The 23,247-nt window shown below is 34.9% G+C and carries 21 protein-coding genes; 14 read left to right on the plus strand and 7 right to left on the minus strand.

From position 1 onward, the window contains the following. Positions 1 to 5 precede the first annotated feature (5 nt). Together ACFSR3_RS12435 and ccsA are read right to left on the minus strand one after the other, a co-directional pair. The gene (locus tag ACFSR3_RS12435) at positions 6 to 596 is read right to left on the minus strand and encodes a glutathione peroxidase (protein ID WP_379821349.1); all 591 of its coding nucleotides are present in this window, start codon (positions 594 to 596) and stop codon (positions 6 to 8) included. Positions 597 to 629: 33 nt separating this feature from the next. Beyond that, positions 630 to 3,758: a cytochrome c biogenesis protein CcsA gene (ccsA, locus tag ACFSR3_RS12440; protein WP_379821351.1), complete on the minus strand. Its 3,129-nt coding sequence runs from the start codon at positions 3,756 to 3,758 to the stop codon at positions 630 to 632. Positions 3,759 to 3,944: 186 nt separating this feature from the next. On the opposite strand from ccsA, the gene ACFSR3_RS12445 reads away from it, so the two are divergent. From ACFSR3_RS12445 to ACFSR3_RS12480, 8 genes are all read left to right on the plus strand, one after another. Next, positions 3,945 to 5,873 carry a M1 family metallopeptidase gene (locus ACFSR3_RS12445; RefSeq protein WP_379821352.1) on the plus strand — a complete coding sequence of 643 codons (1,929 nt, stop codon included), beginning with the start codon at positions 3,945 to 3,947 and terminating at the stop codon, positions 5,871 to 5,873. 115 nt (positions 5,874 to 5,988) lie between these two features. After that, positions 5,989 to 6,744, plus strand: coding sequence for a Rossmann-like and DUF2520 domain-containing protein (locus ACFSR3_RS12450; protein ID WP_379821353.1), 756 nt, complete (start codon positions 5,989 to 5,991; stop codon positions 6,742 to 6,744). Then, positions 6,737 to 7,264: a KdsC family phosphatase gene (locus tag ACFSR3_RS12455; protein ID WP_114756655.1), complete on the plus strand. Its 528-nt coding sequence runs from the start codon at positions 6,737 to 6,739 to the stop codon at positions 7,262 to 7,264. The genes ACFSR3_RS12450 and ACFSR3_RS12455 overlap by 8 nt, the downstream gene beginning before the upstream one ends. A 43-nt stretch (positions 7,265 to 7,307) precedes the next feature. Then, positions 7,308 to 8,201 (plus strand): prenyltransferase, encoded by an 894-nt coding sequence (locus tag ACFSR3_RS12460; RefSeq protein ID WP_379821355.1) that lies wholly within the window; start codon positions 7,308 to 7,310, stop codon positions 8,199 to 8,201. Further along, positions 8,194 to 8,778, plus strand: a complete 585-nt coding sequence (locus ACFSR3_RS12465) for a Maf-like protein (RefSeq protein WP_379821356.1) — start codon at positions 8,194 to 8,196, stop codon at positions 8,776 to 8,778. Before ACFSR3_RS12460 ends, ACFSR3_RS12465 begins: the two co-directional genes overlap by 8 nt. Before the next feature lie 32 nt (positions 8,779 to 8,810). Continuing rightward, the gene (locus ACFSR3_RS12470; protein WP_379821358.1) at positions 8,811 to 9,308 is read left to right on the plus strand and encodes a mechanosensitive ion channel domain-containing protein; all 498 of its coding nucleotides are present in this window, start codon (positions 8,811 to 8,813) and stop codon (positions 9,306 to 9,308) included. 4 nt (positions 9,309 to 9,312) lie between these two features. Further along, positions 9,313 to 11,799, plus strand: a complete 2,487-nt coding sequence (locus ACFSR3_RS12475) for a PIG-L family deacetylase (RefSeq protein WP_379821359.1) — start codon at positions 9,313 to 9,315, stop codon at positions 11,797 to 11,799. A gap of 156 nt (positions 11,800 to 11,955) precedes the next feature. Then, positions 11,956 to 13,662, plus strand: coding sequence for a sodium:solute symporter family transporter (locus ACFSR3_RS12480; protein ID WP_379821362.1), 1,707 nt, complete (start codon positions 11,956 to 11,958; stop codon positions 13,660 to 13,662). Between the two features lie 64 nt (positions 13,663 to 13,726). Here the strand turns inward: ACFSR3_RS12480 and ACFSR3_RS12485 are convergent, their stop codons facing one another. Next, positions 13,727 to 14,581: a DUF2911 domain-containing protein gene (locus ACFSR3_RS12485; RefSeq protein WP_379821364.1), complete on the minus strand. Its 855-nt coding sequence runs from the start codon at positions 14,579 to 14,581 to the stop codon at positions 13,727 to 13,729. A gap of 148 nt (positions 14,582 to 14,729) precedes the next feature. Between ACFSR3_RS12485 and ACFSR3_RS12490 the strand changes: the two genes are divergently transcribed. From ACFSR3_RS12490 to ACFSR3_RS12500, 3 genes are read left to right on the plus strand one after another with little or no spacing between them, the layout of a single operon-like run. After that, the gene (locus ACFSR3_RS12490; RefSeq protein ID WP_379821366.1) at positions 14,730 to 15,191 is read left to right on the plus strand and encodes an SRPBCC family protein; all 462 of its coding nucleotides are present in this window, start codon (positions 14,730 to 14,732) and stop codon (positions 15,189 to 15,191) included. Between the two features lie 11 nt (positions 15,192 to 15,202). Then, positions 15,203 to 16,486: a cryptochrome/photolyase family protein gene (locus ACFSR3_RS12495; protein WP_379821369.1), complete on the plus strand. Its 1,284-nt coding sequence runs from the start codon at positions 15,203 to 15,205 to the stop codon at positions 16,484 to 16,486. Between the two features lie 59 nt (positions 16,487 to 16,545). Next, positions 16,546 to 18,252, plus strand: coding sequence for a carbamoyltransferase family protein (locus tag ACFSR3_RS12500; protein WP_379821371.1), 1,707 nt, complete (start codon positions 16,546 to 16,548; stop codon positions 18,250 to 18,252). On the opposite strand, the gene ACFSR3_RS12505 is transcribed toward ACFSR3_RS12500, so the two are convergent. From ACFSR3_RS12505 to ACFSR3_RS12515, 3 genes are read right to left on the minus strand one after another with little or no spacing between them, the layout of a single operon-like run. Beyond that, positions 18,249 to 18,938, minus strand: coding sequence for an aspartyl/asparaginyl beta-hydroxylase domain-containing protein (locus ACFSR3_RS12505; RefSeq protein ID WP_379821374.1), 690 nt, complete (start codon positions 18,936 to 18,938; stop codon positions 18,249 to 18,251). The two genes, ACFSR3_RS12500 and ACFSR3_RS12505, sit on opposite strands and share 4 nt — an antisense overlap. Before the next feature lie 58 nt (positions 18,939 to 18,996). Beyond that, positions 18,997 to 19,653, minus strand: a complete 657-nt coding sequence (locus ACFSR3_RS12510) for an HAD family hydrolase (protein WP_379821377.1) — start codon at positions 19,651 to 19,653, stop codon at positions 18,997 to 18,999. Beyond that, positions 19,653 to 20,309, minus strand: a complete 657-nt coding sequence (locus tag ACFSR3_RS12515) for an HAD family hydrolase (protein WP_379821379.1) — start codon at positions 20,307 to 20,309, stop codon at positions 19,653 to 19,655. Before ACFSR3_RS12515 ends, ACFSR3_RS12510 begins: the two co-directional genes overlap by 1 nt. Positions 20,310 to 20,513: 204 nt before the next feature. Here ACFSR3_RS12515 and ACFSR3_RS12520 point away from each other — a divergent pair, with 204 nt between their 5' ends. The 3 genes from ACFSR3_RS12520 to ACFSR3_RS12530 are packed head-to-tail and all read left to right on the plus strand — an operon-like array spanning position 20,514 to position 21,945. Continuing rightward, entirely contained in the window at positions 20,514 to 21,056 is a 543-nt protein-coding gene (locus tag ACFSR3_RS12520) for an RNA polymerase sigma factor (RefSeq protein WP_379821380.1), read from the plus strand. 30 nt (positions 21,057 to 21,086) lie between these two features. Next, complete coding sequence (locus ACFSR3_RS12525; protein ID WP_379821381.1) at positions 21,087 to 21,500, plus strand: hypothetical protein; 414 nt, start codon at positions 21,087 to 21,089, stop codon at positions 21,498 to 21,500. Between the two features lie 4 nt (positions 21,501 to 21,504). After that, the gene (locus ACFSR3_RS12530) at positions 21,505 to 21,945 is read left to right on the plus strand and encodes a sensor of ECF-type sigma factor (protein ID WP_114756670.1); all 441 of its coding nucleotides are present in this window, start codon (positions 21,505 to 21,507) and stop codon (positions 21,943 to 21,945) included. A gap of 194 nt (positions 21,946 to 22,139) precedes the next feature. Here ACFSR3_RS12530 and ACFSR3_RS12535 read toward each other — a convergent pair whose 3' ends face one another. Then, entirely contained in the window at positions 22,140 to 23,189 is a 1,050-nt protein-coding gene (locus ACFSR3_RS12535) for a WD40/YVTN/BNR-like repeat-containing protein (protein ID WP_379821383.1), read from the minus strand. Positions 23,190 to 23,247: the final 58 nt, after the last annotated feature.

The following is a 23,247-nucleotide window of genomic DNA, read 5'->3' on the forward strand; positions in this document are numbered from 1 at the left end:
TTTGTTTAGGATTTGATCCAGCTTACGATTTCAGGATCTGTTGGCAATGTACGGGGACTGATAACTTTTACAAGCTCGCCTTTTTCATTGATAAGGTACTTTTGGAAGTTCCACTCCACCTCGCTATCCTGAAGTCCGTTTTTGCTTTTTTCAGTAAGGAAATGGTAAATCGGAGCCATATCAGCTCCTTTTACAGATATTTTATCCATCATAGGGAAAGTTACCCCATAATTAAGCTGACAGAATTCGGCAATCTCTTTACTTGTCCCAGGCTCCTGAGCTGCAAAGTTATTTGCAGGAAAGCCAACTATTACAAAACCTTTATCCTTGTATTCTTTGTATAAAGCTTCAAGATCTTTATACTGAGGTGTTAATCCGCATTTAGAAGCAGTATTAACAATCATTACTTTTTTACCTTTCAGAGATGCAAAATCAAATTCGTTGCCCGAAAGATCAGTTACTTTAAACTGATAAATGTTTGATGCTGACATTGTCTTAGTTGTTTCTTTATTGGTTTTACTTTTTTTAGTCTGCGCCTGATTTTGGCAACTGAATAAAAGTGCTAACCCCATTATTGCTATTGCAAGTTTTTTCATCGTGATGATTTATTTCTATAAAATTACGAAAAATTATTTCTTAAAGTGTTTCTTGTATTGTATATACGAAAGCCCCCCTAAAATAAAAACTCCTAAAGCCATCCAGAAGAAATACATTGGAGTTCTTACTTCACCGCTGGCATACGAATGCAGTCCGGTAAGATAGAAGTTAACACCAAAATAGGTCATAAGGATAGATGCAAATGCTAAAACACTAAAGAAGTTAAAAATCCATTTACCTCTTAATGCCGGTACAAAACGCATGTGAATAACAAAAGCATAAACCATGATGCTCACTAGTGCCCATGTTTCTTTTGGATCCCATCCCCAGTAACGACCCCAACTCTCATTGGCCCACTGCCCTCCAAGGAAATTACCTATAGTAAGCATTACAAGGCCAACTGTAAGTGCCATTTCGTTAATATATGTAAGTTCTTTGATGTTGAGATCCATTTTTTTCTTGTTTTTTTCATTGGTAAGCAGCATAAGTATCATTACTACAACACCTAATACCATTCCAAGTGTAAACGGACCATAACTACCTACGATAACAGCAACGTGGATCATTAACCAATACGAATTTAATACAGGAACAAGATTACCAATTTCCGGATCTGTCCAGTTCCAATGTGCGACCATCAACACCATCGAAGCTACAAAAGCAGTAGACGCTACTGTCAATGAAGATTTACGACCAAAGGCAAGACCAAAAAACATTGTTGCCCAGCCAACATAAATAACGGATTCGTAAGCATTACTCCACGGTGCGTGACCAGAAATATACCAACGGTAAATCAAGCCAAGTGTATGAAGAATAAATAAAATAATTATAATTCCGTGGAAAGTTTTAACGGTGTAGTTTACCCATTTACGGGAATTGAATATTTTAATGATAACAAATAAAAACATTATTACTCCCGCATAGCAATACCAAGAGAATAGTTTTTTAAAGATATCATATTTGTTATACAGTATTTCAGCATCTACTTTATCGTCAGAAGGCATTATTTTGCTTCCAAATTTATGTTGATATTTTGTTAGCCCTTCGATAAGGCTATTAGCTACTTTGTAATCATTAGTTTGAGTTGCTTCGGCTAATGCCTGCATATAAAATGGCAGTATGTTCTTAATTTTATTAAGTTCTGCATTGTTTACTTCAGGTATCTCCAGGTACGATACCCATTTATTGTTTTTGTCTCCGGGAATAGGATATACTTTTAATATCTGTCCTGTCAATGCCGAATATAAGAGGTTTATTCTTTTATCTATATTTATATAGTCTTTTTCAAACTTTGTAGGTTCTTTGTCTCTATGCGCACGCTCCAAAATTTTTGAAAGTTTATAATTGCCCTGTGCGTCAAAGAAATCTGCTAATGCAGCAAATTCGGCTTGTTTTTCAACACCTGCAACAATTCTTAAACTATCATTACCTCTTTCAAGTTTGATAATTGGCATACTGAACCACATCTGATCCATCATTGCCATAGAAAGGAATACCTGATCGGCATTAAGTCCTTTATAAGTATCGCTTTTGCTTACTTTACGAAGTAGCTCAGATGAAAAAGTATTGATCGGCTTCATTCTCCCTCCAGCATCCTGTACAACAAGGCGCCCAAATTTAGCAGCATGTTCTTCACTTACTTTATATTTCATAATAAGTGAATCCATCTGTTTTTCAGTAGGCTTTTCATGCAAATGGTTTTGAGAATAACCATTAAGAACACAGAAGAATAAAACTATGACAGAAAGCGTAGCCTTTTTAGCTTTTATTTTTTCAACCTTTTGTTTTAAATCACCAAAACGAGTGTTTTTGTCAAATAATATAGCCATTAAACCTATATACAGAAGGAAATAACCAATGTAAGAAGTCCAAGTACCATAAAAGTCATGGTTGACAGAAAGTACAGTTCCTTTCTCGTCCTGATCAAATGAGGCCTGGAAGAACCTGTAGCCTCTATAGTCAAGTACATTATTCATGAAAATACGTGCGTCAAAACTGTTATTTTTTTCCTTATCCTCAACAGTCACTTTGCTTTCAAAAGATTCATAGCTTGATTCTGTTCCAGGATACTTCTTAGCTATAAAATCATTTACTTTTATTGAGAATGGCAAATCATATTGTCTGCTTCCATAAATAAGGGTATATTCTAAATTACCCAACTTGAACGATTGTGGTACACCCATTTTTCCTTTACCTCCTAATAAAGTTACCTCATGTTCTTCCCCTTCCGCCTTTACTACAACAGTAAGTGCCGCATCTTCTTTAGTCTTATAATCATTATTAGAAACATAGTCAACCTTGCCTTTTATAGCCGCTTCAGGGAATACAAAACGCGCATTGGCAACATTGTATAATGAACGGAACATTAAAGGTTGATCTGCATCTTTAGATACTGTTCCTTTAAACTGATCTGCCATTCGCATAAAGTCACCCTCAAAAGGTGTTTTTATGGTATAATTACCATCTTTTAATGTAATGTTGATGGCACCTTCTGTTGGGGCATTAAAAGCGAATAAAATATTATGGATATTTTCAACCTGACCTTCTTTAAGGTAATGCTCATGACGGCCACCGTCACCGGCTTCAACCATTTTTAAATAGTGAATTCCGTTTGCATCTTTAACTATAGTTTCTTTAGCACCTAGTTTAAAATCTTTATAAATTACTTTGAAAGGTATTTCATCAAACTGACCTTTCATGGTGAAATCATTATTAGCTACAGGTGATAGCAATAATTTTTCCTCAAAAGACCTGCGGCGCATTTCTCCTTTATATTGACCATCAACAAGAACAGTCAGATAAGTTTTGTCAGAATAAAAACGACTTTCAGTAGCTCCTTCACGAATAGGCATCATCCCCTCATAACTTATATAACGGGTAATGAATGCACCAACTATAATAAGTATGAAAGACAGGTGCAATAAAAGCGTAGCCCATTTCTCTTTTTTATGAAGCTGATAGCGCTTAATGTTTCCAATAAAGTTTATGACAAACAAAAACATAATAGCTTCAAACCATTTTGCATTGTAAATGTAGATTCGCGCTGTATCGGTATTATAAGCATCTTCGATAAAGGTACCTATTCCCATTGCTAAGGCAAAAACAAGGAAAAGCACTGCCATTAAACGTGTTGAAGAAAAGAACGATATAATTTTATCCATGAGTACGGAAAGTTGTTTTATAAATTGTTGCAAAAGTACTCAAAACTTAAGTCGCGAACCTTATTTTATCAGAAAAAATGACCAATTTAGATTGTCAAATATTTTTTTATAATAGCAAGAAGTTGGGTATATTTGGCGTTTACTCTTAACGCAAACTAAACTATTCCCAACTAACTTAAGTCATTGATGAGAATTCCTAAATTTCTTTTACTGTTCTGCTTCAGTAGTTTGACTGCTTTTGCACAAGAGGTTGTTCCTAACAACCAGTCTAAATTTGACGAGATAATGTATCGTCGCGGTAACGTTTATCGTAGCGCATCCGGCGTGCCTGGTCCTCAATACTGGCAAAACAGAGCAGATTACAATATTGATGTTGAGCTTGATGAAAAAGCAAACGTACTGAAAGGTAAGCTAACAATGACATACCATAACAATAGTCCTGAAGAACTGAACTATGTGTGGATGTATGTTGAACAAAATCGTTTTACTGAAGATTCAAGAGGAACACTTACCACTCCTATTGAAGGCAGAAACCGTTATGCGGGAGATACTGATGGTGGATTTAAGATATCATCGCTTTCAGCAAAAGTAAAGGGTGATGCTTCTTCAAAATATCTTATAACAGATACCCGCATGCAGGTTTTCTTTAACGAGCCTATTGCAGCTAAAGGAGGTATGGCGACTGTTTCAATGAATTTTGAATTTAAAATACCGGAAGAAGGTATGGACCGTATGGGACAGCTTAAAACCAAAGATGGTATTATATACTCTGTTGCGCAATGGTATCCCAGAGTTGCTGTTTTTGATGATGTAAAAGGATGGAATACCGAACCATATCTTGGAGCCGGAGAGTTTTATCTTGACTATGGAGATTATGATTTTAAAGTTACTGTACCTTATGATTTTATAGTTGTAGGTTCAGGAGAATTGGTTAACCCAAAAGAAGTACTTTCAAAAGAATTGCAAAACCGTTGGGATAAAGCATCTCAAAGTGATAAAACTGTTTATCTGATAGCTCCAAATGAAATTGGAAACACTAAACTTACAAGACCTTCGCAAAATGGTAAAACAACATGGCATTTCAGGATAAAAAACAGCCGTGATGCCGTTTTTGCAGCTTCGAGAGGCTTTATATGGGATGCAGCACGTATCAACTTGCCAAGTGGAAAGAAAGCAGTAGCACAATCTGTTTATACAAAAGAAAGTGATGGGCCTAAGGCATGGAGCCGATCTACAGAATATACAAAAGCATCTATTGAACATTACTCATCAAAGTGGTTTGAGTATCCTTATCCTAATGCCATAAATGTGGCTTCAAATGTTGGTGGTATGGAATATCCGGGTGTTTCTTTCTGTCATGCGCGCAGTAAGGGTCAGGATCTTTGGGAAGTTACTGATCATGAATTTGGGCACAACTGGTTTCCGATGATAGTTGGATCTAACGAACGTCTGTATGCATGGATGGATGAAGGTTTTAATACTTTTATCAATCATTACAGTACACTTGAATTCAATAAAGGAGAATATCCATCTGACGCAGCTAAAGGCCGTAACCAGGTGTTTTGGTACCGCTCAAAAAACAGAGAAGGCATCAATACTTACCCTGATGTAGCAAGACCTATGAACTTAGGCTACACTGCTTATTCTAAACCTGCATTGGGACTTATTATGCTTCGTGAATATATCCTTGGTGCAGAACGTTTTGATAATGCATTCAAAGCTTATATAAAAAACTGGTCATACAAACATCCGCAGCCATCAGACTTCTTTAATGCTATGGAAAACGGAGCAGGTGAAAATCTTAACTGGTTCTGGAGAGGATGGTTTATGGGTAGTGGCAATATTGATCTTGGAATTAGTAATGTAGTACAAAATCAGGATTCAGCGATTATTACCTTTACAAATAAAGGAGATGTTCCAATGCCGATAGTGTTTAAAGTAATTTATGAAGATGATTCAAAAGAGATAAAAACACTGCCTGTAGAAGTTTGGCAGCGTACTAACGAATGGGAATACCTGCTTAGATCGTCTAAAAAGGTAAAAGCTGTTGATATTGATCCTTCCAGAATATTACCGGATGTTGATGGATCTAATAATTCCTGGATAAAAGAATAACAAAAAAGCGGTTTAAATATTAAACCGCTTTTTTGTTGCTTTGACGAATTGAATACATCATTTTGACACCCTCCAATAGTCGGTATACCTGAAAGTTTTTTACTAATTTAGCGGCATGCTAAAAGTAATAGTAATAGGTTCGGGCAATGTTGCACAGCATTTGATAAAGGCTTTCAAAAATTCTGAAAAAGTAGAATTAGTGCAGACTTATGCCCGTAATCCTGGAAAACTCAAGCATATTCTGTCTCTAGAAGATATAACTGGTTCACTTCAGGATCTTAAGGAAGCTGATGTGTATATTATTTCTGTTACAGATGATGCAATTGAGGATGTATCAAAACAATTGCCTTTTAGCAACAGACTTGTAGTGCATACATCAGGGAGTACTCCAGTTGAAAAATCAGATGCTAAAAACAGAAGAGGTGTGTTTTATCCTCTTCAAACCTTTTCAAAAAACAAAGATGTTGATTTTAAAGAGATACCGTTATGTCTAGAAGCAGAACATCCTGATGATTACAATACATTAGAAAAATTAGCTAAAAGTATCTCTCCCCTAACCTATAGTATTAGTTCTGAACAGAGACAAGCTTTGCATGTGGCAGCTGTATTTGTAAATAATTTCACAAATCATTTATACGTATTAGGGAGTAGAGTTTGTGATGAAAATAATATTCCGTTTGATATATTAAAGCCGTTGATACACGAAACGGCTGACAAGATAAAGACAGTTTCTCCGATTAATGCCCAAACCGGCCCTGCTAAGAGAAATGATAAAACGACAATACAAAGGCATCTTGATTTTATTAAGGATCCTATGCAAAAAGACATTTATACGTTATTAACTCAATCGATACAAAGAACAAATGGCTAAAAGCTATAAAGAATTAATGAATGACATCACCACATTTATTTTTGATGTGGATGGTGTATTGACAGATGGTACAATACATGTAACACCTACCGGAGAAATGTTGCGAAATATGAATATCCGTGATGGGTATGCCATGAAAGCAGCGGTTGAAAATGGATATACTGTGTGTATTATATCGGGTGGATTAAATGAAGGAGTGCGTATACGTCTAAGAAACCTTGGAATTACAGATATTTATCTCGGGGTACCTAATAAGGTTGAGACATTTGATGAATTTATAGATATTTATAATATAAAACCGGAGCAGGTGTTATATATGGGAGATGATATTCCTGATTTTCATGTAATGCAATTAGTAGGACTGCCAACCTGTCCTCAGGATGCAGCTCCGGAAATTAAAGAAATCAGCAAGTATATCTCTCATAAAAATGGAGGAACTGGCTGTGTAAGAGATGTTATCGAACAGGTAATGAAAGTACAAGGCAAATGGATGGAACATTTTAATGCCAGATACGACTAATCTTTATTCATTTTTTATTTTGTTCAAACTTTAAAACTTACCAATGAAATTTTTAAAACTAATAGGTTTCGGCCATCTCATATTGCTTGCTTTTGCCCAATTTATCTTTAAATATGGTTTTTTGGATTATCAACCGGGTATAATATTAAATCTCAGTGATGGCTATTACAACCTTTTAGTGTTAGCAAGTGTCATGATTGCTGCAGGAGGTTTCTTAATTAATAATATAACAGCCAATGGAAGTGAAAGTTACGGACTGAATGAGTCGGTAGCGTTTTATATATATGGGGCACTAACTATCGGTGGATTAATCATAGGATATTTTTTAACTGATATAATAGGAAGAACTAGTTTTTTGATGGCTTTTGCTATTCCGGTGGCTACTCTGTATTTCTATTCAACTAATTTAAGACAAAGCCTATTGCTAGGTAATATTGCAATTGCGATTGTTATGGGATTAAGCATAATGATTATTGGATTCTTTACCGTTTACCCTGTTTTTGGTAATGGTGATCCTGTACATCTTGCAAATATATATGAAGTTATAAAGCATTATTCAATCTTTGCGGTTGCCTTAGGTTTACTTGTTACACTTCTTAATGATCTTAAAAATACTGATCTTGACTATAATGAAGGACTAAATACTCTACCAATTGCGATAGGGAAAGAAAGAGCAGCAAAAATTACTTTTGGAGTAGGTATAATTGTAGCAGGTCTTGTGTTGTATTACATTAATGCTTACCTGAAGGAACTTTTATGGGCTATGGGTTATTTATTGGTTTTTGTATTGGGGCCTGTTATTTATTGCCTTATCAATTTATGGTCAGCTAAAACGAGTAAAGATTTTGCAGTACTTGAAATTGTGATTAAAGCCGTAATATTTTTCACCTCATTATCTATAGCAGTAATAACTTTTAATATTAACAGCAATGCTTAAGGAAAAACTAAAAGGGTATACTATTGTACTTGCGTCAGGATCTCCCAGAAGGCAACAATTCCTTAGGGAGCTCGATGCAAACTTTGAAGTGCGCCTTAAAGAAGTAGAAGAGATTTATCCTGATTCATTGAAAGGTGCAGAAATTACAGATTATCTGGCTGAACTTAAAGCTTCTGCATTAGAAGAAACACTCTCCGATGATGAGATACTAATTACAAGTGACACTATTGTATGGCACGAAGGGATAGCCCTTGGCAAACCTAAGGATAAAGAGGATGCTTTTAATATAATTAAATCTCTTTCAGGTAAGACACATGAAGTTATAACCTCTGTTTGTATCAAAAATACACGGAAGAGCGAAACATTTAACGAAACAACTAAGGTAACTTTCAATCCACTTACCGATGAGGAGATAGCCTATTATCTTGAAGAGTATAAACCTTATGATAAAGCCGGTTCTTATGGTATTCAGGAATGGATTGGCCTTATAGCAATCGCAAAAATTGAAGGCTCTTATGCTAATGTAGTAGGCATGCCTGTAGATAAAGTGTATCAATACTTAATGAAGCTTGCTTAATAATGTCAGAATCTTATCTATATACCCAACTAATGATTACCCTGATAACATCGGCGGTTTTTTTTATAGTAGGTTACATAGTAAAAAGGCTAATAAAAAGATATGCACGTTCTGCTGAGTTATCGGAACACAGAACTAACCTTATTGCAAAATATATTAACTTCTTTATAATGATATTCTATATCATTATAATAATTGCAATATGGGGGCTTCAGGCCGAATTAATTTTTACTTACATTTCAGGAGCCCTCACAGTTATTGGAGTAGCTTTTTTTGCCCAGTGGTCTATACTTAGTAACATTACTTCGGGAATCATACTTTTTTTTAGCTTCCCTTTCCGTATTGGTGATGTGATAAAAGTACACGACAAAGATTTTCCTATTGAAGGACAGATTGAAGATATAAAAGCCTTTCATACGCTCATAAAAACCAGGGATGGAGAAGTAATAACTTATCCTAATAATTTACTGTTGCAAAAAGGTGTTAGCATAGTGCCAATTAGACAGGAAGACAAAGAATTTTACGACTAATTAAATGAAGAACATATCATTATTAATATTTATTTTAAGTTACACTTTAGGTTTTACTCAACCTCAAAAACCTGCTTCTGCTGAGATATACAATAAACTTGAAAAATTGAATTTTTTAGGAAGTGCTTTATACATTGCTGCACACCCTGATGATGAGAATACAAGGCTTATTTCCTATCTGGCTAATAAAGTAAAAGCAAGAACAGGTTATTTATCATTAACTCGTGGTGATGGAGGGCAGAATCTGATAGGTCTGGAATTAAGGGAGCAGTTAGGAGTAATCCGTACTCAGGAACTTATTGAAGCTAGAAAGGTAGACGGTGGAGAACAATTCTTTAGTCGCGCTAATGATTTTGGTTTTTCTAAAGTCCCTAACGAAACACTCCAGATTTGGGATAAGGAAAAAGTTTTGCAGGATATGGTATGGATAATAAGAAAATTCCAGCCGGATATCATCATTAATCGTTTTGATCACCGTTCTCCAGGAACTACTCACGGTCACCACACGTCTTCAGCTATGTTGACACAAGAAGCCTATTCACTCGCCGCAGATCCTAATTATGAGCCTGAACAGCTGAAATATGTACAGTTGTGGCAACCAAAAAGGGTGATGTTTAACGTTTCATGGTGGTTTTTTGGAGGGAAAGACAAATTTGAGAAGGCAGATAAATCGAAATATATTAATCTTCAGACAGGAGACTACTACCCTACTATTGGTTTATCCAATCAGGAAATTGCTGCTTTAAGCAGGAGCAAACATAAATCACAAGGATTTGGTACTACAGGCGTTCGTGGCGACGATATGGAATACCTTGAGCTGATTAAAGGCGATAACCTGAAAGATAAACAAAACCTTTTTGAAGGAATTGATACTTCATGGAACCGAGTTAAAGATGGTAAAGCAATTGGAGATGCTATTGCAGTTATAATTAAAAATTATGATTTCAGAAATCCCTCAGCTTCTGTGCCTGAACTTTTAAAAGTATATTCTTCTATTTTAAAGCTTGAAGATAAACACTGGAAAAGTTTAAAATCCAAAGAGATAAAAGAAATTATTGCATTATGTACTGGTCTTTATCTTGAAGCAATTGCCGAGAATCAGTCTGCCACGCCAGGTAGCAATTTAAAGATCAGGTGGGAAGCAACTAACCGTAGCAATATTGCAATGAAACTTAGTTCGGTTGCTTTGTATCCGGAAGGAAAAGCAATTACACAAGATACACTGTTAGCTAACAACATAAGCGTTGATAATTCTTTTGATGTTGTTATACCTAAATCAGCAAACTTTACTTCTCCCTATTGGTTGACACAAAAAGGAGATAAAGGAATGTATACTGTAAATGATCTTCAAAAAATAGGGATTCCTGATATCATAAGGGAAATGTCAGCTATTTTTACAGTAAAGTTTGGCGATATATCTATTCCTTTTGAGCGTACAATAGTTTATAAATATAATGATCCTGTAAAGGGTGAAGTGTATGAACCTCTTGATATTATACCTGCCGTTACAACAAGTATAATGAATAAGGTTCAGTTGTTTAAAGACAATAAAAAGCAAACAACCAGTGTTAAAATTAAAGCAGGAAAAGATAATTGCAAAGGAACACTTCGTTTTGAATTACCTGATGGTTGGAAGGTTTCGCCGGCATCAATACCGTTTGAACTTGTTAGAAAAGGAAGTGAAACAATTGTAAACTTTGAAATAACGCCTCCTGACAGTCCTTCTGAAGTAACCGCAAAAAGTATAGCTACTATTGATGGCGAAGATTTTGACAGGGAACAGGTAATAATTAATTATCCTCATATTTCTATACAACAGGTATTAATGCCTTCAACAGCTAAGTTTACCAAAGTCGACCTTAAAATTGAGGGAAACAGTATCGCTTATATCATGGGTGCAGGAGATTCTGTTCCGGAAAGCCTTAGGCAAATGGGATATAATGTAACATTATTGACTCCGGAAGCAATAACTATGCAAACATTAAGTTCTTATGATGCTGTCGTTGTAGGTATACGTGCTTACAATGTTTTGGATGGCATAGTTTTCAAACAACAGGTATTATTTGATTACGTTGCTAATGGAGGAACGATGGTGGTGCAATATAACACAACCGGTGATTTAATGACAAGAGATATAGCTCCTTACCCATTGAGGATATCAAGAGATAGGGTAACTGAAGAAGATGCCAAAGTTAATTTCCTGGACGCGAAACACCCTGTGCTAAATTATCCTAATAAGATAACTGAGAAAGATTTTACAGGTTGGGTTCAGGAACAGGGATTGTATTATCCTGATGAATGGGGCAAAGAATTTACTCCAATATTCACTTCTCATGATAAAGGTGAAGAAGCAAAAAAAGGTGGTTTATTGGTCGCAAAATACGGTAAGGGACATTACATTTATACAGGCCTGAGCTTTTTCAGAGAGCTACCCGAAGGAGTTTCCGGAGCATACAGGCTTATGGCAAACCTGATTGCTATTGGCAAATAATGTAACAAACCAACAAGAAATGAGTCTTATTAAAAACTAAAAATAAAACACAAATGAAAGATAAATCCGCAGGCTGGAAAAAAAGCTACTCGTTGGTGCTTTTGCTTAATATTATTTACATAGTGCTGTTTTATTTTATAATGCAAATTTATTAATATGCAGTTATTAGACTGGATTATTCTTTCGGCTACTCTTTTGTTTATTGTCGCTTATGGCGCTATAAAAACCAAAGGGAGCAAGAATGTTAACGAATACATATTAGGAAATAATGAAACGCCATGGTGGACTGTAGGTTTATCTGTTATGGCAACTCAGGCAAGTGCCATTACTTTCCTTTCTACTCCCGGACAGGCTTATCATGATGGTATGGGGTTTGTTCAGTTTTACTTCGGACTACCATTAGCTATGGTGGTTATCTGCATAACTTTTATTCCTATTTATCATAAACTAAAGGTATATACAGCCTATGAGTATCTTGAACAGCGATTTGATGTAAAAACCAGATCATTAGCAGCACTTATCTTTTTAGTTCAGCGAGGTTTGGGAACTGGTTTTACCATTTATGCTCCGGCAATTATCCTTTCATCTTTATTAGGCTGGAACCTGAATCTGATGAATGTTGTCATTGGTGTTATGATTATTATTTACACCATGTCAGGGGGAACCAAGGCCGTAAATGTTACACATAAGCAACAGATGTTTGTAATCTTTACAGGAATGATAATAGCTTTTTTTATCATTTTAGATTTCCTTCCTGAAGAACTGGATTTTAACAATGCCCTTCATATTGCAGGAGCAAATGAAAAGCTTAATATTCTTGATTTTTCATTCGATCCGGAGAAAAGATATACCATTTGGAGTGGTATAGCCGGAGGTTTCTTTCTTGCACTGGCTTATTTTGGAACAGATCAGTCGCAGGTACAGCGTTATTTATCAGGTAAATCTGTTCGTGAAAGCCAAATGGGACTTATTATGAATGGATTCTTAAAAGTGCCGATGCAGTTTTTTATATTACTTATCGGAGTAATGGTATTTGTGTTTTTTCAGTTCCATTCTGCACCGTTGCATTTTAATCCAAACAATACAAGGCTAATTGAGAATTCAGCTTACAAGTCTAAATATAATGACCTTGAGAAACAACTGGATGCTGTGGCTGGTGAGAAAAAAGAAATCAGCATGCTTTATGTGGATCAGTTAAGTAAAGATTTTGACAATAAAGAGCTGCATAACAAAATGATAGCCCTGAATAGCAGGGAAAAAGATTTAAGGGATCAGGCCAAAGAACTAATCCATCAGATTGATAAAAAAGCTGAGACCAATGACAAAGATTACGTCTTTCTTTATTTCATACTTAATTTTTTGCCTAAGGGATTAATAGGTTTATTGCTCGCTGTTATAATATCTGCTGCCATGTCGTCTTCAGCTTCAGGATTAAACGCCCTTGCCTCTACCACAACAATAGATATTTACAAACGCCATGTTAAAGGTGACAAAACAGATAAGCATTTTGTAAACTCAACCAGATTATTTACACTAATTTGGGGAGTTATAGCAATTTTATTTGCCTGTATGGGATCACTTTTCGATAACCTTATACAGATGGTGAATATCATCGGTTCAATATTTTACGGAACTGTACTTGGAATTTTCCTTGTAGCATTCTATATTAAATTCATTAAAGCAGAAGCCATTTTTTGGAGTGCTGTCGTAACTCAAACTATTGTGTTGGTAATTTATAAGCTGGATATACTTAGCTATTTATGGCTTAATGTAATTGGAGCTTCATTAACAATAGTTATAGCATTGTTACTACAATTGCTAATAGGGACAAAAAATGATCCTGAAAGTTCCTACATAGAATAGTACAATCTACTTATAAATAAATGGCTGCCAGAATTGGCAGCCATTTTATTTATAAATGTTTAATTTATTTTTTACTCCATTCCTGAATAGAGTCCTTGTTCATTTTTACGTAATCAAGGTTTTTGGCTTTTTCAGCACCGGCAAGTGATAATTGTGCAGTTTCTATTGCTCCTTTTTTATCACCCATTTTAGCCTGAATAAGGGATTTTTGTCTTAAGATGTAATAAGGTGCATCCTGACCTCCCGATTTTGCTATAGATTGGTTAATCCAGTTTAAGGCTTTTGCCTGATCACCATTTGACTGATAGTAGTACTGTGCCGCGGCAAAATAATCATTTGCAGAAGGTCCTGACATTGCTGCATCTATACTTTTCATAGCAATAGCCTTTGTAGGTACTTCAAACTTAACAGCTACCATAGTTTTTTCCCATGCAATTTCCAGGAATCCATAATCTGTATCAAGATTGTTAACGCCGATAGTAAGTGTTTCTACGTTTCTGCTTAAAAATTCGGGTTTTACAGATGTTCTTAAAGCTTCTTTCGAATCATCATATTTTTCAGGAAGTCCCCAGTTATTGGTGTCATCATAAAAAACCACATCCCATGCATCTGCTTTTGGTTGTGTGTATAATGCATAACTACCTGCTTTAAGAGTTTTGCCTCCAATAACAACATCATTGCTAAATGTAATTACTGTATTAGCATTTGCTCCTGTTCTCCACATTCTACCGAATGGTACAAGTTCTCCGTAAACAGATCTGCCTTTAGCGCTTGGGCGAGAATACTCAATCTTTACATCTGTTAATCCGACTTTCTGTTCAATAACAGCTTTTGGACTCAATTGAGGTGTTGTTATCTGAGCCGAGCCGTTTGCCATAAATGCCAGCACAAAAGCCGCGGTAATGAATATTTTTTTCATAAAATTTGTTGTGATTTTGTTACAATGTTATCGATGCGAAATTAATAATTCTACGCTGTATGATTGTTAAAAAATATTAAAAATAAGAGTCTATATTTGTTATAATCTCCTTCTCCTTACTACCTTTATAGCTTAGTCACCAAAATCTATGCTATATACTTTTAAAAGAACGCAAAAACTTAGTGCTTCCGTGCATGAAGTATGGGAATTTATTTCTTCTCCCAAAAACCTTGCCGTAATTACACCGCCTTCGATGGGATTCAAAACTTTATCCGGAGATGATAGGCAAATGTTTAGCGGTCAGATTATCCATTATACGGTAACTCCTCTTTTTGGAGTGAGTGTGGAATGGGTAACTGAAATAACTCATCTTGAAAACAAGGAATATTTTGTTGACGAACAACGCTTCGGACCATATAAATTCTGGCATCATAAACACTTTTTAAAAGAAATTCCAGGAGGTGTTGTGATGGAGGATATAATCCATTATAAATTGCCATTTGGTTTTATAGGTAGAATCGTGCACCCGTTATTAGTAGAACCTAAACTTAAAGCAATTTTTGACTACCGAAAAACTAAGCTTAAAGAACTTTTTGGAGAAATAGAATAATACATTTTAAAATGAACATATTTTGGTTCAGGCGTGATTTACGCCTCAATGACAACGTAGGTCTTTATAAAGCTTTAAGTTCTGACAAAGAAACTCTTCCCGTTTTTATATTTGATAAAAATATACTGAATGATTTGCCGGCTGATGATGCCAGAGTAATGTTTATTCATAAACTACTGGAAAGTATCAATAATGAATTAAAGGAACACAATAAATCGCTGGCTGTTTTTTTTGATGAACCTAAAGCAGTATTCAAAAAACTAATAAATGAAAACCCAATAAGTGCTGTATATACAAATCAGGATTATGAACCTTATGCATTAAAAAGGGATAACGAGATTCAGCAATTATTATCTGATAACAATGTTGAATTTAAACTATTCAAAGACAGTGTAATTTTTGAAAAAAATGAAGTAGTAAAAGATGATGGTACTCCGTATGTTGTTTATACGCCATATATGAAGAAATGGAAAGAAAAATTCAAAAATGAAAACATACAAAAGTATACTTCCTTAGAGCATATATCGAATATAGTTGTACACTCCTACCCTTTTTTAAGCCTTGATGATATTGGATTTAAAAAGAACGTGATCCAACCGCCTGCTTTTGATCTTTCAGATTCATTAATTTCAGATTATCAAGAAACGCGTGATTTTCCATCTTTAGATGGTACATCACATCTAAGTTCTTATTTGCGTTTTGGTTCAGTAAGTATTCGTGAAATAGTAAGTGTTGCTTACCAAAATAAAAAAGAAACATTCCTTAATGAACTTATATGGAGAGAGTTTTTCATGCAGATATTATGGCATTTTCCAAATACGGTCACAAAAAGCTTCAGACCAAAATATGATGATATTAAATGGCGAAATAATGAAGTTGAATTTAAAGCATGGTGCGAAGGGAAAACCGGTTACCCTATAGTTGATGCCGGAATGCGTGAATTGAACACTACAGGATTAATGCATAATCGTGTTCGGATGATTACGGCTAGTTTTTTATGCAAGCATTTGCTTATAGACTGGCGGTTGGGTGAGGCTTATTTCGCAGAAAAGCTTCTGGATTATGAACAATCAAGTAATGTTGGTAACTGGCAGTGGGCTGCAGGAAGTGGTGTGGATGCTGCGCCCTATTTCAGGATATTCAATCCAACAGAACAAACTAAAAAATTTGATAAAAACCTGGAATATATCCGAAAATGGGTACCGGAGTTTGAAGCGCTTGATTATCTACCAATAGTTGATCATAAAATGGCAAGAGAAAGAGCCTTGAAAATTTATAAAGAAGCTGTACAATAATATTGGTTTGTATATATTTACGCACAACTAAATATTAACTAAACTTCTATTAAAATTTAATGAAATCTCCTATATATATATTAGGTACCGGACTTTCGCATAATGGGTCTGCAGTTTTACTAAAAGATGGACGTATATGTGTAGGTATTGAAAAGGAACGTCTTAGTCGTAAAAAACACGATGGTGGCAACGATACTCTTGCAATTCAGTATTGCCTTGATGCTGAAGGTATAACATTAGAAGATGTAACTCTTGTTGTTCAATGTGCTAATTTTGAGATACCTAAAAGGAACTACTATAACGGTAAGCGAATTTTCTCTGAAAGTAATTTACCTGAAGTAATAAATATATCTCATCATCTTGCTCATGCTTACAGTGCTGTTGGAACGTGTCCTTTTGATGAATGTAATGTTATGGTGATAGATGGATGTGGTAGTCCCTTGGATCAATTTTTAGAAATTCATCCTGAACAGAAAGACTTCATAGAACAAGCTTTTCTAAATCAGACAGAAATGGTCTGTGAAAAAGATAGTTTTTATCACTTTAATGGTAAAAAATTAATCCCTTTAGTGAAAGATTTTAGTAAAATGTCTGATTTAAAGAATGATACATTTTCTTTACCTACTACAGAACATTCTATTGGAGGGTTTTATGCAGCAATAAGTAACTATGTTTTTGGGGATATGGATGATGTGGGAAAACTGATGGGACTTGCTCCTTATGGTAATCCCGGAGTTTTTAAATCAGAAGCATTTGAATTTGTTAACAATTCTTTATTTGTAAAAGAGAACTGGAAACAAGAATTTACTAACCCATCTAAAGACTATGAATATTTTAAACAAAATTTTGAGTACTATGCTAACGTAGCGTATTGGGCTCAGGAACAAGTTGAAAAAGCCATTTTAGAATGTATTGGGAATCGAATAGGTAAATTCTACCATAAAAATTTATGTTATTCCGGTGGTGTTGCGTTAAACGCAGTAGCTAATGCCCTTCTTGAAGATAGTGGGATATCTGAAAATTTATATTTAGAACCGGCAGCTGCTGATAATGGACTTGCACTAGGCTGCGCTTTTTATGGCTGGATTGAGTATTTAGGAATGTCTAAAGTAGCTCATGACGGAAGCGCTTGTTTTGGAAAGAAATATACAGAAAAGAATATCAAAGAAGCAATAACTACTAATCACACTGAAAATACTGACTATCATATATTTTCTGAAGAGGCTGATTTGTTGGATTATTGTGCAAAAAAACTTGTTGATGGTAAAACAATTGGTTGGTTTCAGTCAGGATCTGAATTTGGTCCTCGCTCATTAGGAAGAAGAAGTATACTTGCTCATCCTGGTATTGAAGGTATGAAAGATCATATTAATCTAAATATAAAATTCAGAGAAGATTTTCGTCCTTTTGCTCCAGCCGTTTTAAAAAATAAGGTTGGTGAATATTTTATAAATGGCAGGAATAGCCCTTACATGATTTTGGTTGATAAAACGCGACCTGAATTTATTTCTAAACTTTGCAATGTAACCCATAGAAATGGTTCAGCAAGGGTTCAGACTGTTGAGAAAAATTGGAATCCATTATTTAATGGACTTCTCGAAGAGTTTTATAAGCAAAGCGGAATAGCAGTAGTACTCAATACAAGCCTGAATAAAAAAGGAATGCCCATTGTTGAAACTCCCCAAGAAGCTATCGATTTATTTAAAATAACTGCTTTAGATATATTGGTTATGGAGAACCATATTCTGGAAAAACGAACGTCTTAATTTTCCATTTCTTTTATTATAGCATTAGCAGCAGGTGTATTCATTCTCAATAGTTCGGCTATTATAAGTTCTTTTTCCTCTGGGCTTGATACTTTTTGTGGTTTAACGAATCGTTCGATTTCAGCTTCTTTATAAAACATTGCATCGGTCCATTCGTTTCTGATACCATCAATTACAAGATGTATACGGCTTTCTGCACCATAGTTTGCAACAGAATGTGTAAAATTAGCATCAATATACCAACATTCTCCTTCATTCATTATCAGCCGATTACCATCAAGGATAAATTCTACTCCGGGGTTGGTAATTACGGGGATATGAAGCCTGAAAGAGCCATCTTCATAACCAAGACAATGATCTGTATGAGGTTTTATTATTGCACCTGGGTCAAGTTGCATTAATCGCACGGCGGTTTTTTTGAAAAGAAAACTATTCAGGATTTCGTTAAAGTAAGCACAGGACTGTAATACTTCTGTCGGTAATAAAGGTTCATTACTAGTTATGGCATTAATGGCATCGTAATTTCCATTTTTAGAAAGTAGCGCTATAGAAGTCCATTTGCCATTATAATCACTCTTATTATAATGATCTACCCAGTCAAAGTTAACTACTTTTCGAAAATCATCCTTTAGTTTTTTAGTATCAAAAGAGAAAGGAAACTTTATAGAGCGTACTAATTTATCCATAATACTATCATTATCTTGTTATGATTAAAGATAGTATTTTGGATGAATATTTTAACAATTATAAAGTTTTTTTAATGCTGTCAGCACTTAGTTGGGCAAAGTCGGTAATTACCATATCAGCAAGGGAAGTGTCCTGCCCCATTGTATGGCCGCTATTATAGCCAATACAAAAGATTCCGGCCGCCTTGGCCGCTTTTATGCCGTTGGTACTGTCTTCGATAACAATGCATTCTTCCTTAGGAAATCCCGACTTATAAACGGCTTCTATGAAAATTGCAGGATTTGGTTTCGATTCTTCAAAGTCTTCGCCACTTATTGCATGGTCAAAATAGTGATGTAATCCAAAGCGTGTAAAAACCTTTTCAATTTTTCTGTTAGAAGCTGAAGATGCAAGGATCAACCTGATTCCATTCTCATAAAGGTCAACAATCAGGTCTTTTACACCCGGGAGCATTTCAAGATCTTCTGCCGTGTCAAAAGCATTAAAGTAATACCTGTATTTTTCGTTAAGCAATTCTTCATGACTAAGCGAAATTGAATACAAATCCTTTAGTTTTTGCACAATCATTTTGTCAGAGTTGCCAATAAAAGTTCCATAAACATCATCGGAAACTCTAATATTTAATGATTTATATAATTCCTGATTAGCACGATATCCAATAGGCTCGGTGTTTACCACTACCCCATCCATATCAAAGATTACTGCTTTTACCATTACTTAAGTGCTTTTACTTTTTCAGCATTAAGATCATTAAAATGATTTATAACCATATCCGCTTCTGCAAGTTCCTGTAAGTGTGAGTTCTCGCTCATGTAGCCAACACAATATATACCTGCACCTTTAGCTGCTTTTATACCGTTAGTACTGTCTTCAATAACGATACATTCTTCTTTAGGAGCAACAGAAAGTGAAGCGGCATGTTCAAAAATTGCAGGATGCGGTTTTGATTTAGGGAAATCTTCACCACTTACAATATGAGTGAAATATTTATGAAGGCCAAAACGGTTAAAAACACGTTCAATAGTAACTTTAGACGCCGATGAAGCAAGGATAAGCTGAATTCCGTTTGAATGCAGATCCACTATAAGTTCTCTTACACCGGGAAGTAAATCCAGGTCTTCTTTTTCATCAAAAGCATCATTAAATAGTGAACGCTTTTTTTGTACCAGATCTTCAACTTCGTCAAGAATATCGAATGTTTCCTTTAGACGTTGGTAAACATTCTTAGTGGAGTTACCGGTAAATGAAGCATACATTTCCTGAGTAACATCAATATTGAGATGTTTAAAATGTTGGTGGTAAGCATAATGATGAACAGGTTCAGTATCAACTATAACGCCGTCCATATCAAAAATTACTGTCTTAATCATAAATAATATTATAAAGCGCAAAAGTACAACATCAAAATTAAAAAGTCACAATCAATCCTATAACCTGATGTTAATTTAATAGCCTTTCCATCTTTAAAAGCCCTATATTTAGAGCTTTGTTAAACCTTTGTGATTAAAATGGAATATCGTTAATAATTAAACCTTTTATTCTATTTTTAGTCTTACTTAAAAACAATTCTAAACTTGCAGGACGAGAAGGCCTTTATAGCTTTATTGCTAGATCCAAAAACGCAGGAATCAGCGTTTAGGCAGCTCGTATCCCAATATAGCAGGCCTCTGTATAGCCATATCAGAAATATAGTTATCGATCATGATGATACTGATGATGTCCTGCAAAATACTTTTATCAAAGTATTTCAGAATTTAAAAAACTTTAAAGGAGAAAGTAAACTTTTTTCATGGGTTTACCGCATTGCAACTAATGAGGCCATAACCTTTATTAGTTCCAAAGCAAAAAAAAGCAACGTTACTAACGAGGAGGTTCAGCAAAAAGCATTAAAAAATTTAGAGGCGGACGAATATTTTGAAGGTGATGCAATGCAATTAAAGCTTCAGCAAGCTATAGCGTCACTTCCGGAAAAGCAACAACTGGTTTTTAAAATGAAATATTTTGAAGACCTGAAATATGATGAAATATCAGAGATATTAGGCACTTCTGTAGGAGCTTTGAAAGCCTCTTACCATCATGCCGTAAAAAAAATTGAAGATTTTATTAATAGCAATTAAACTTTTTTAATTTAATTCAGTCTAAACAGTATGAACGATTTTAAATTAGATAATAGGGATACAATTAAATCAGGTTTTAAAGCCCCTGATGGATATTTCGAAAATATTTCCGAAAGGATAATGATGAATATCCCTGTTGAAGAGGTTAAAGTAATTCCTTTGTACAGAAGAAAACCGGTATGGGTTACTTCTGCAGCGGCAGCTCTAGTCTTATCTTTTTCTTTAATACTTACAAAGCATGAGTCGAAAGCACCTGCTTTGTCAGTTGTATCAATTTCTGAAGATTATATTTTAAATCAATCAGGGATTGAAGCATCTGATATTTTAGCTAATCTTAGTACTGATGATATTAAAGAATTAAATGAGCAGGCTGTTGAAAATATTAGTGATGAGCTGATAGAAGAAAATATTGACTTTGAATACCTATCTAATCAAACAAATTAAAACTATGAAAGTAACGAAAATATTATCAATCCTAGTTTTACTTACACTCCTTTCTTTCGGACAGGCCGATAAGAGAGATCAGATAAAGCAGTTAAAATCTGCAAGGATAGCTGCAGCTTTAAATCTTACTGCTGCTGAATCACAAAAATTCTGGCCTTTGTACCTGAATAGTGAAGAAAGAGAATATGAAATAAGACATAATAAAATACGTCCTATAAACAATAAGTTAGAAGAAAAGGGTGGTATTGATGCTCTTTCACAAAAAGAAGCTCTTACTAACCTAATACTTCTTGAGACAGCGGAAGAAGAAATATTTAATCTTCACAAAAAATTGATTAATGATTTAAAACCTGTTATAGGGCCTAAAAAAATATTAAAATTAAGAAAGGCGGAAGACGATTTCAATAAGCTTCTTCTTAGTAAATATAAAGGCAAAAAAGATTAAAGTAGTTTATGAAAGTTAATTGGCGTAATCGGGATGATTATCCAATTAGTTAGTTTATGTTTAGTTTAAGTTTGGGAAAGGGAAGTTACAGCTTCTCTTTCTCTTTTTATATAACCTCATAACCTACAATTTTCAGCCTTTTCAAAGAAACTCTTCAATCTATCAATCCGCCTGTAATTTCGATTACAATTAATTTATTTAAATGATAATCGGATAATTTTATTCTGACCTGCCGCTAAAGCAGTTTTTTTATCTTTAAAACGTATCGTGTGCAGTGTTGTATCGTCTGCGATCTTTTTCCAGTTCTCTCCCCTGTCGAAGGAATAATAAACACCTGAAGGTCCTACTGTTAATAATTCATTTCCATCACTACCGGGTAAATACTGAACACATGATGCATACCCGAAACCTTTGTTTTCACCGGTAAGTCTCCAGGTTTTACCTCCATCTTCAGTAATTATCTTATTAGTATTGTTTTTTTTAGGTTGTTCATAATCACCGCCAACTCCAAAACCTATTTTATCATTATAAAAATCAACGGAAAAAAGACCGGTCATCTCACTACCCTGAACTATTGGTGTATCAAACACTTTCCAGTTATTTCCTTTATCATCAGAAAAGAAAATCCTCGACTTTTTTCCTCCTGATGCTATCCAGGTTTTATTTCCTTTTAAAATCAGGTTTGTATTGCTGGCAGCAAAAGCCGCCTCGCCTTCAGTTGTTCCCGGTATTGTACCGCAATTCTTTTTGATCCAGGTGTTGCCTCCGTCATTAGTTGTAATTATCGAAAAACATCCATCTGTTGGATCGCCAATAGCCATCCCTTCGCTATCATTTCTAAATTGCATACTGTCATAGAACACCTTCTCACCCATTTCTGTGTAAACAAGTTTTACCTGCTTACCATTTTTAGATATTTTATAAAGTAATGCAGGAGAGCCGGCATTTATTATAAATATATCAGATTTTGTTTGGGCAATGGCCCGGAATTCGGGAAGTATAGAGTCCTGAACAGCTACACCATTAAAATTAGTGCCGCCACTAAGTGACACCGATCCATATTTTCCATTACTACCGGCATACCAAAGTTTATCGTTATCGGGAGTGATTGCCCTTATGCTAATTTCTTCATTTAAAAGTGTATCAATAGTAACAGCTGTAAAAGAAGCTTTGAAATCTTTGTTTTCTTCCTTTTTGCAAGAGAAAAAAGAAGCTGTCACTAAAAAAAATAACACTTTCTTCATCAGATAAATTTGGTTTGCTAATATACTAAAAAAACAACATACTTATCTGAGGTTAAGT

It is taken from the genome of Flavobacterium suzhouense (assembly GCF_042684765.1).
In the GTDB taxonomy this organism is placed as follows: Bacteria; Bacteroidota; Bacteroidia; order Flavobacteriales; family Flavobacteriaceae; genus Flavobacterium; species Flavobacterium suzhouense.

Bases quoted from the DNA above. Each gene is read 5' to 3' on its own strand.
- ACFSR3_RS12495 (WP_379821369.1), top strand. From the start codon at position 15,203: ATGAACATATTTTGGTTCAGGCGTGATTTACGCCTCAATGACAACGTA.
- ACFSR3_RS12480 (WP_379821362.1), top strand. From the start codon at position 11,956: ATGCAGTTATTAGACTGGATTATTCTTTCGGCTACTCTTTTGTTTATT.
- ACFSR3_RS12490 (WP_379821366.1), top strand. From the start codon at position 14,730: ATGCTATATACTTTTAAAAGAACGCAAAAACTTAGTGCTTCCGTGCAT.
- ACFSR3_RS12515 (WP_379821379.1), bottom strand. From the start codon at position 20,309: ATGATTAAGACAGTAATTTTTGATATGGACGGCGTTATAGTTGATACT.
- ACFSR3_RS12510 (WP_379821377.1), bottom strand. From the start codon at position 19,653: ATGGTAAAAGCAGTAATCTTTGATATGGATGGGGTAGTGGTAAACACC.
- ACFSR3_RS12460 (WP_379821355.1), top strand. From the start codon at position 7,308: ATGAAATTTTTAAAACTAATAGGTTTCGGCCATCTCATATTGCTTGCT.
- ACFSR3_RS12455 (WP_114756655.1), top strand. From the start codon at position 6,737: ATGGCTAAAAGCTATAAAGAATTAATGAATGACATCACCACATTTATT.
- ACFSR3_RS12530 (WP_114756670.1), top strand. From the start codon at position 21,505: ATGAAAGTAACGAAAATATTATCAATCCTAGTTTTACTTACACTCCTT.
- ACFSR3_RS12525 (WP_379821381.1), top strand. From the start codon at position 21,087: ATGAACGATTTTAAATTAGATAATAGGGATACAATTAAATCAGGTTTT.
- ACFSR3_RS12450 (WP_379821353.1), top strand. From the start codon at position 5,989: ATGCTAAAAGTAATAGTAATAGGTTCGGGCAATGTTGCACAGCATTTG.
- ACFSR3_RS12470 (WP_379821358.1), top strand. From the start codon at position 8,811: ATGATTACCCTGATAACATCGGCGGTTTTTTTTATAGTAGGTTACATA.
- ACFSR3_RS12535 (WP_379821383.1), bottom strand. From the start codon at position 23,189: ATGAAGAAAGTGTTATTTTTTTTAGTGACAGCTTCTTTTTTCTCTTGC.
- ccsA (WP_379821351.1), bottom strand. From the start codon at position 3,758: ATGGATAAAATTATATCGTTCTTTTCTTCAACACGTTTAATGGCAGTG.
- ACFSR3_RS12435 (WP_379821349.1), bottom strand. From the start codon at position 596: ATGAAAAAACTTGCAATAGCAATAATGGGGTTAGCACTTTTATTCAGT.
- ACFSR3_RS12500 (WP_379821371.1), top strand. From the start codon at position 16,546: ATGAAATCTCCTATATATATATTAGGTACCGGACTTTCGCATAATGGG.
- ACFSR3_RS12465 (WP_379821356.1), top strand. From the start codon at position 8,194: ATGCTTAAGGAAAAACTAAAAGGGTATACTATTGTACTTGCGTCAGGA.
- ACFSR3_RS12475 (WP_379821359.1), top strand. From the start codon at position 9,313: ATGAAGAACATATCATTATTAATATTTATTTTAAGTTACACTTTAGGT.
- ACFSR3_RS12505 (WP_379821374.1), bottom strand. From the start codon at position 18,938: ATGGATAAATTAGTACGCTCTATAAAGTTTCCTTTCTCTTTTGATACT.
- ACFSR3_RS12485 (WP_379821364.1), bottom strand. From the start codon at position 14,581: ATGAAAAAAATATTCATTACCGCGGCTTTTGTGCTGGCATTTATGGCA.
- ACFSR3_RS12445 (WP_379821352.1), top strand. From the start codon at position 3,945: ATGAGAATTCCTAAATTTCTTTTACTGTTCTGCTTCAGTAGTTTGACT.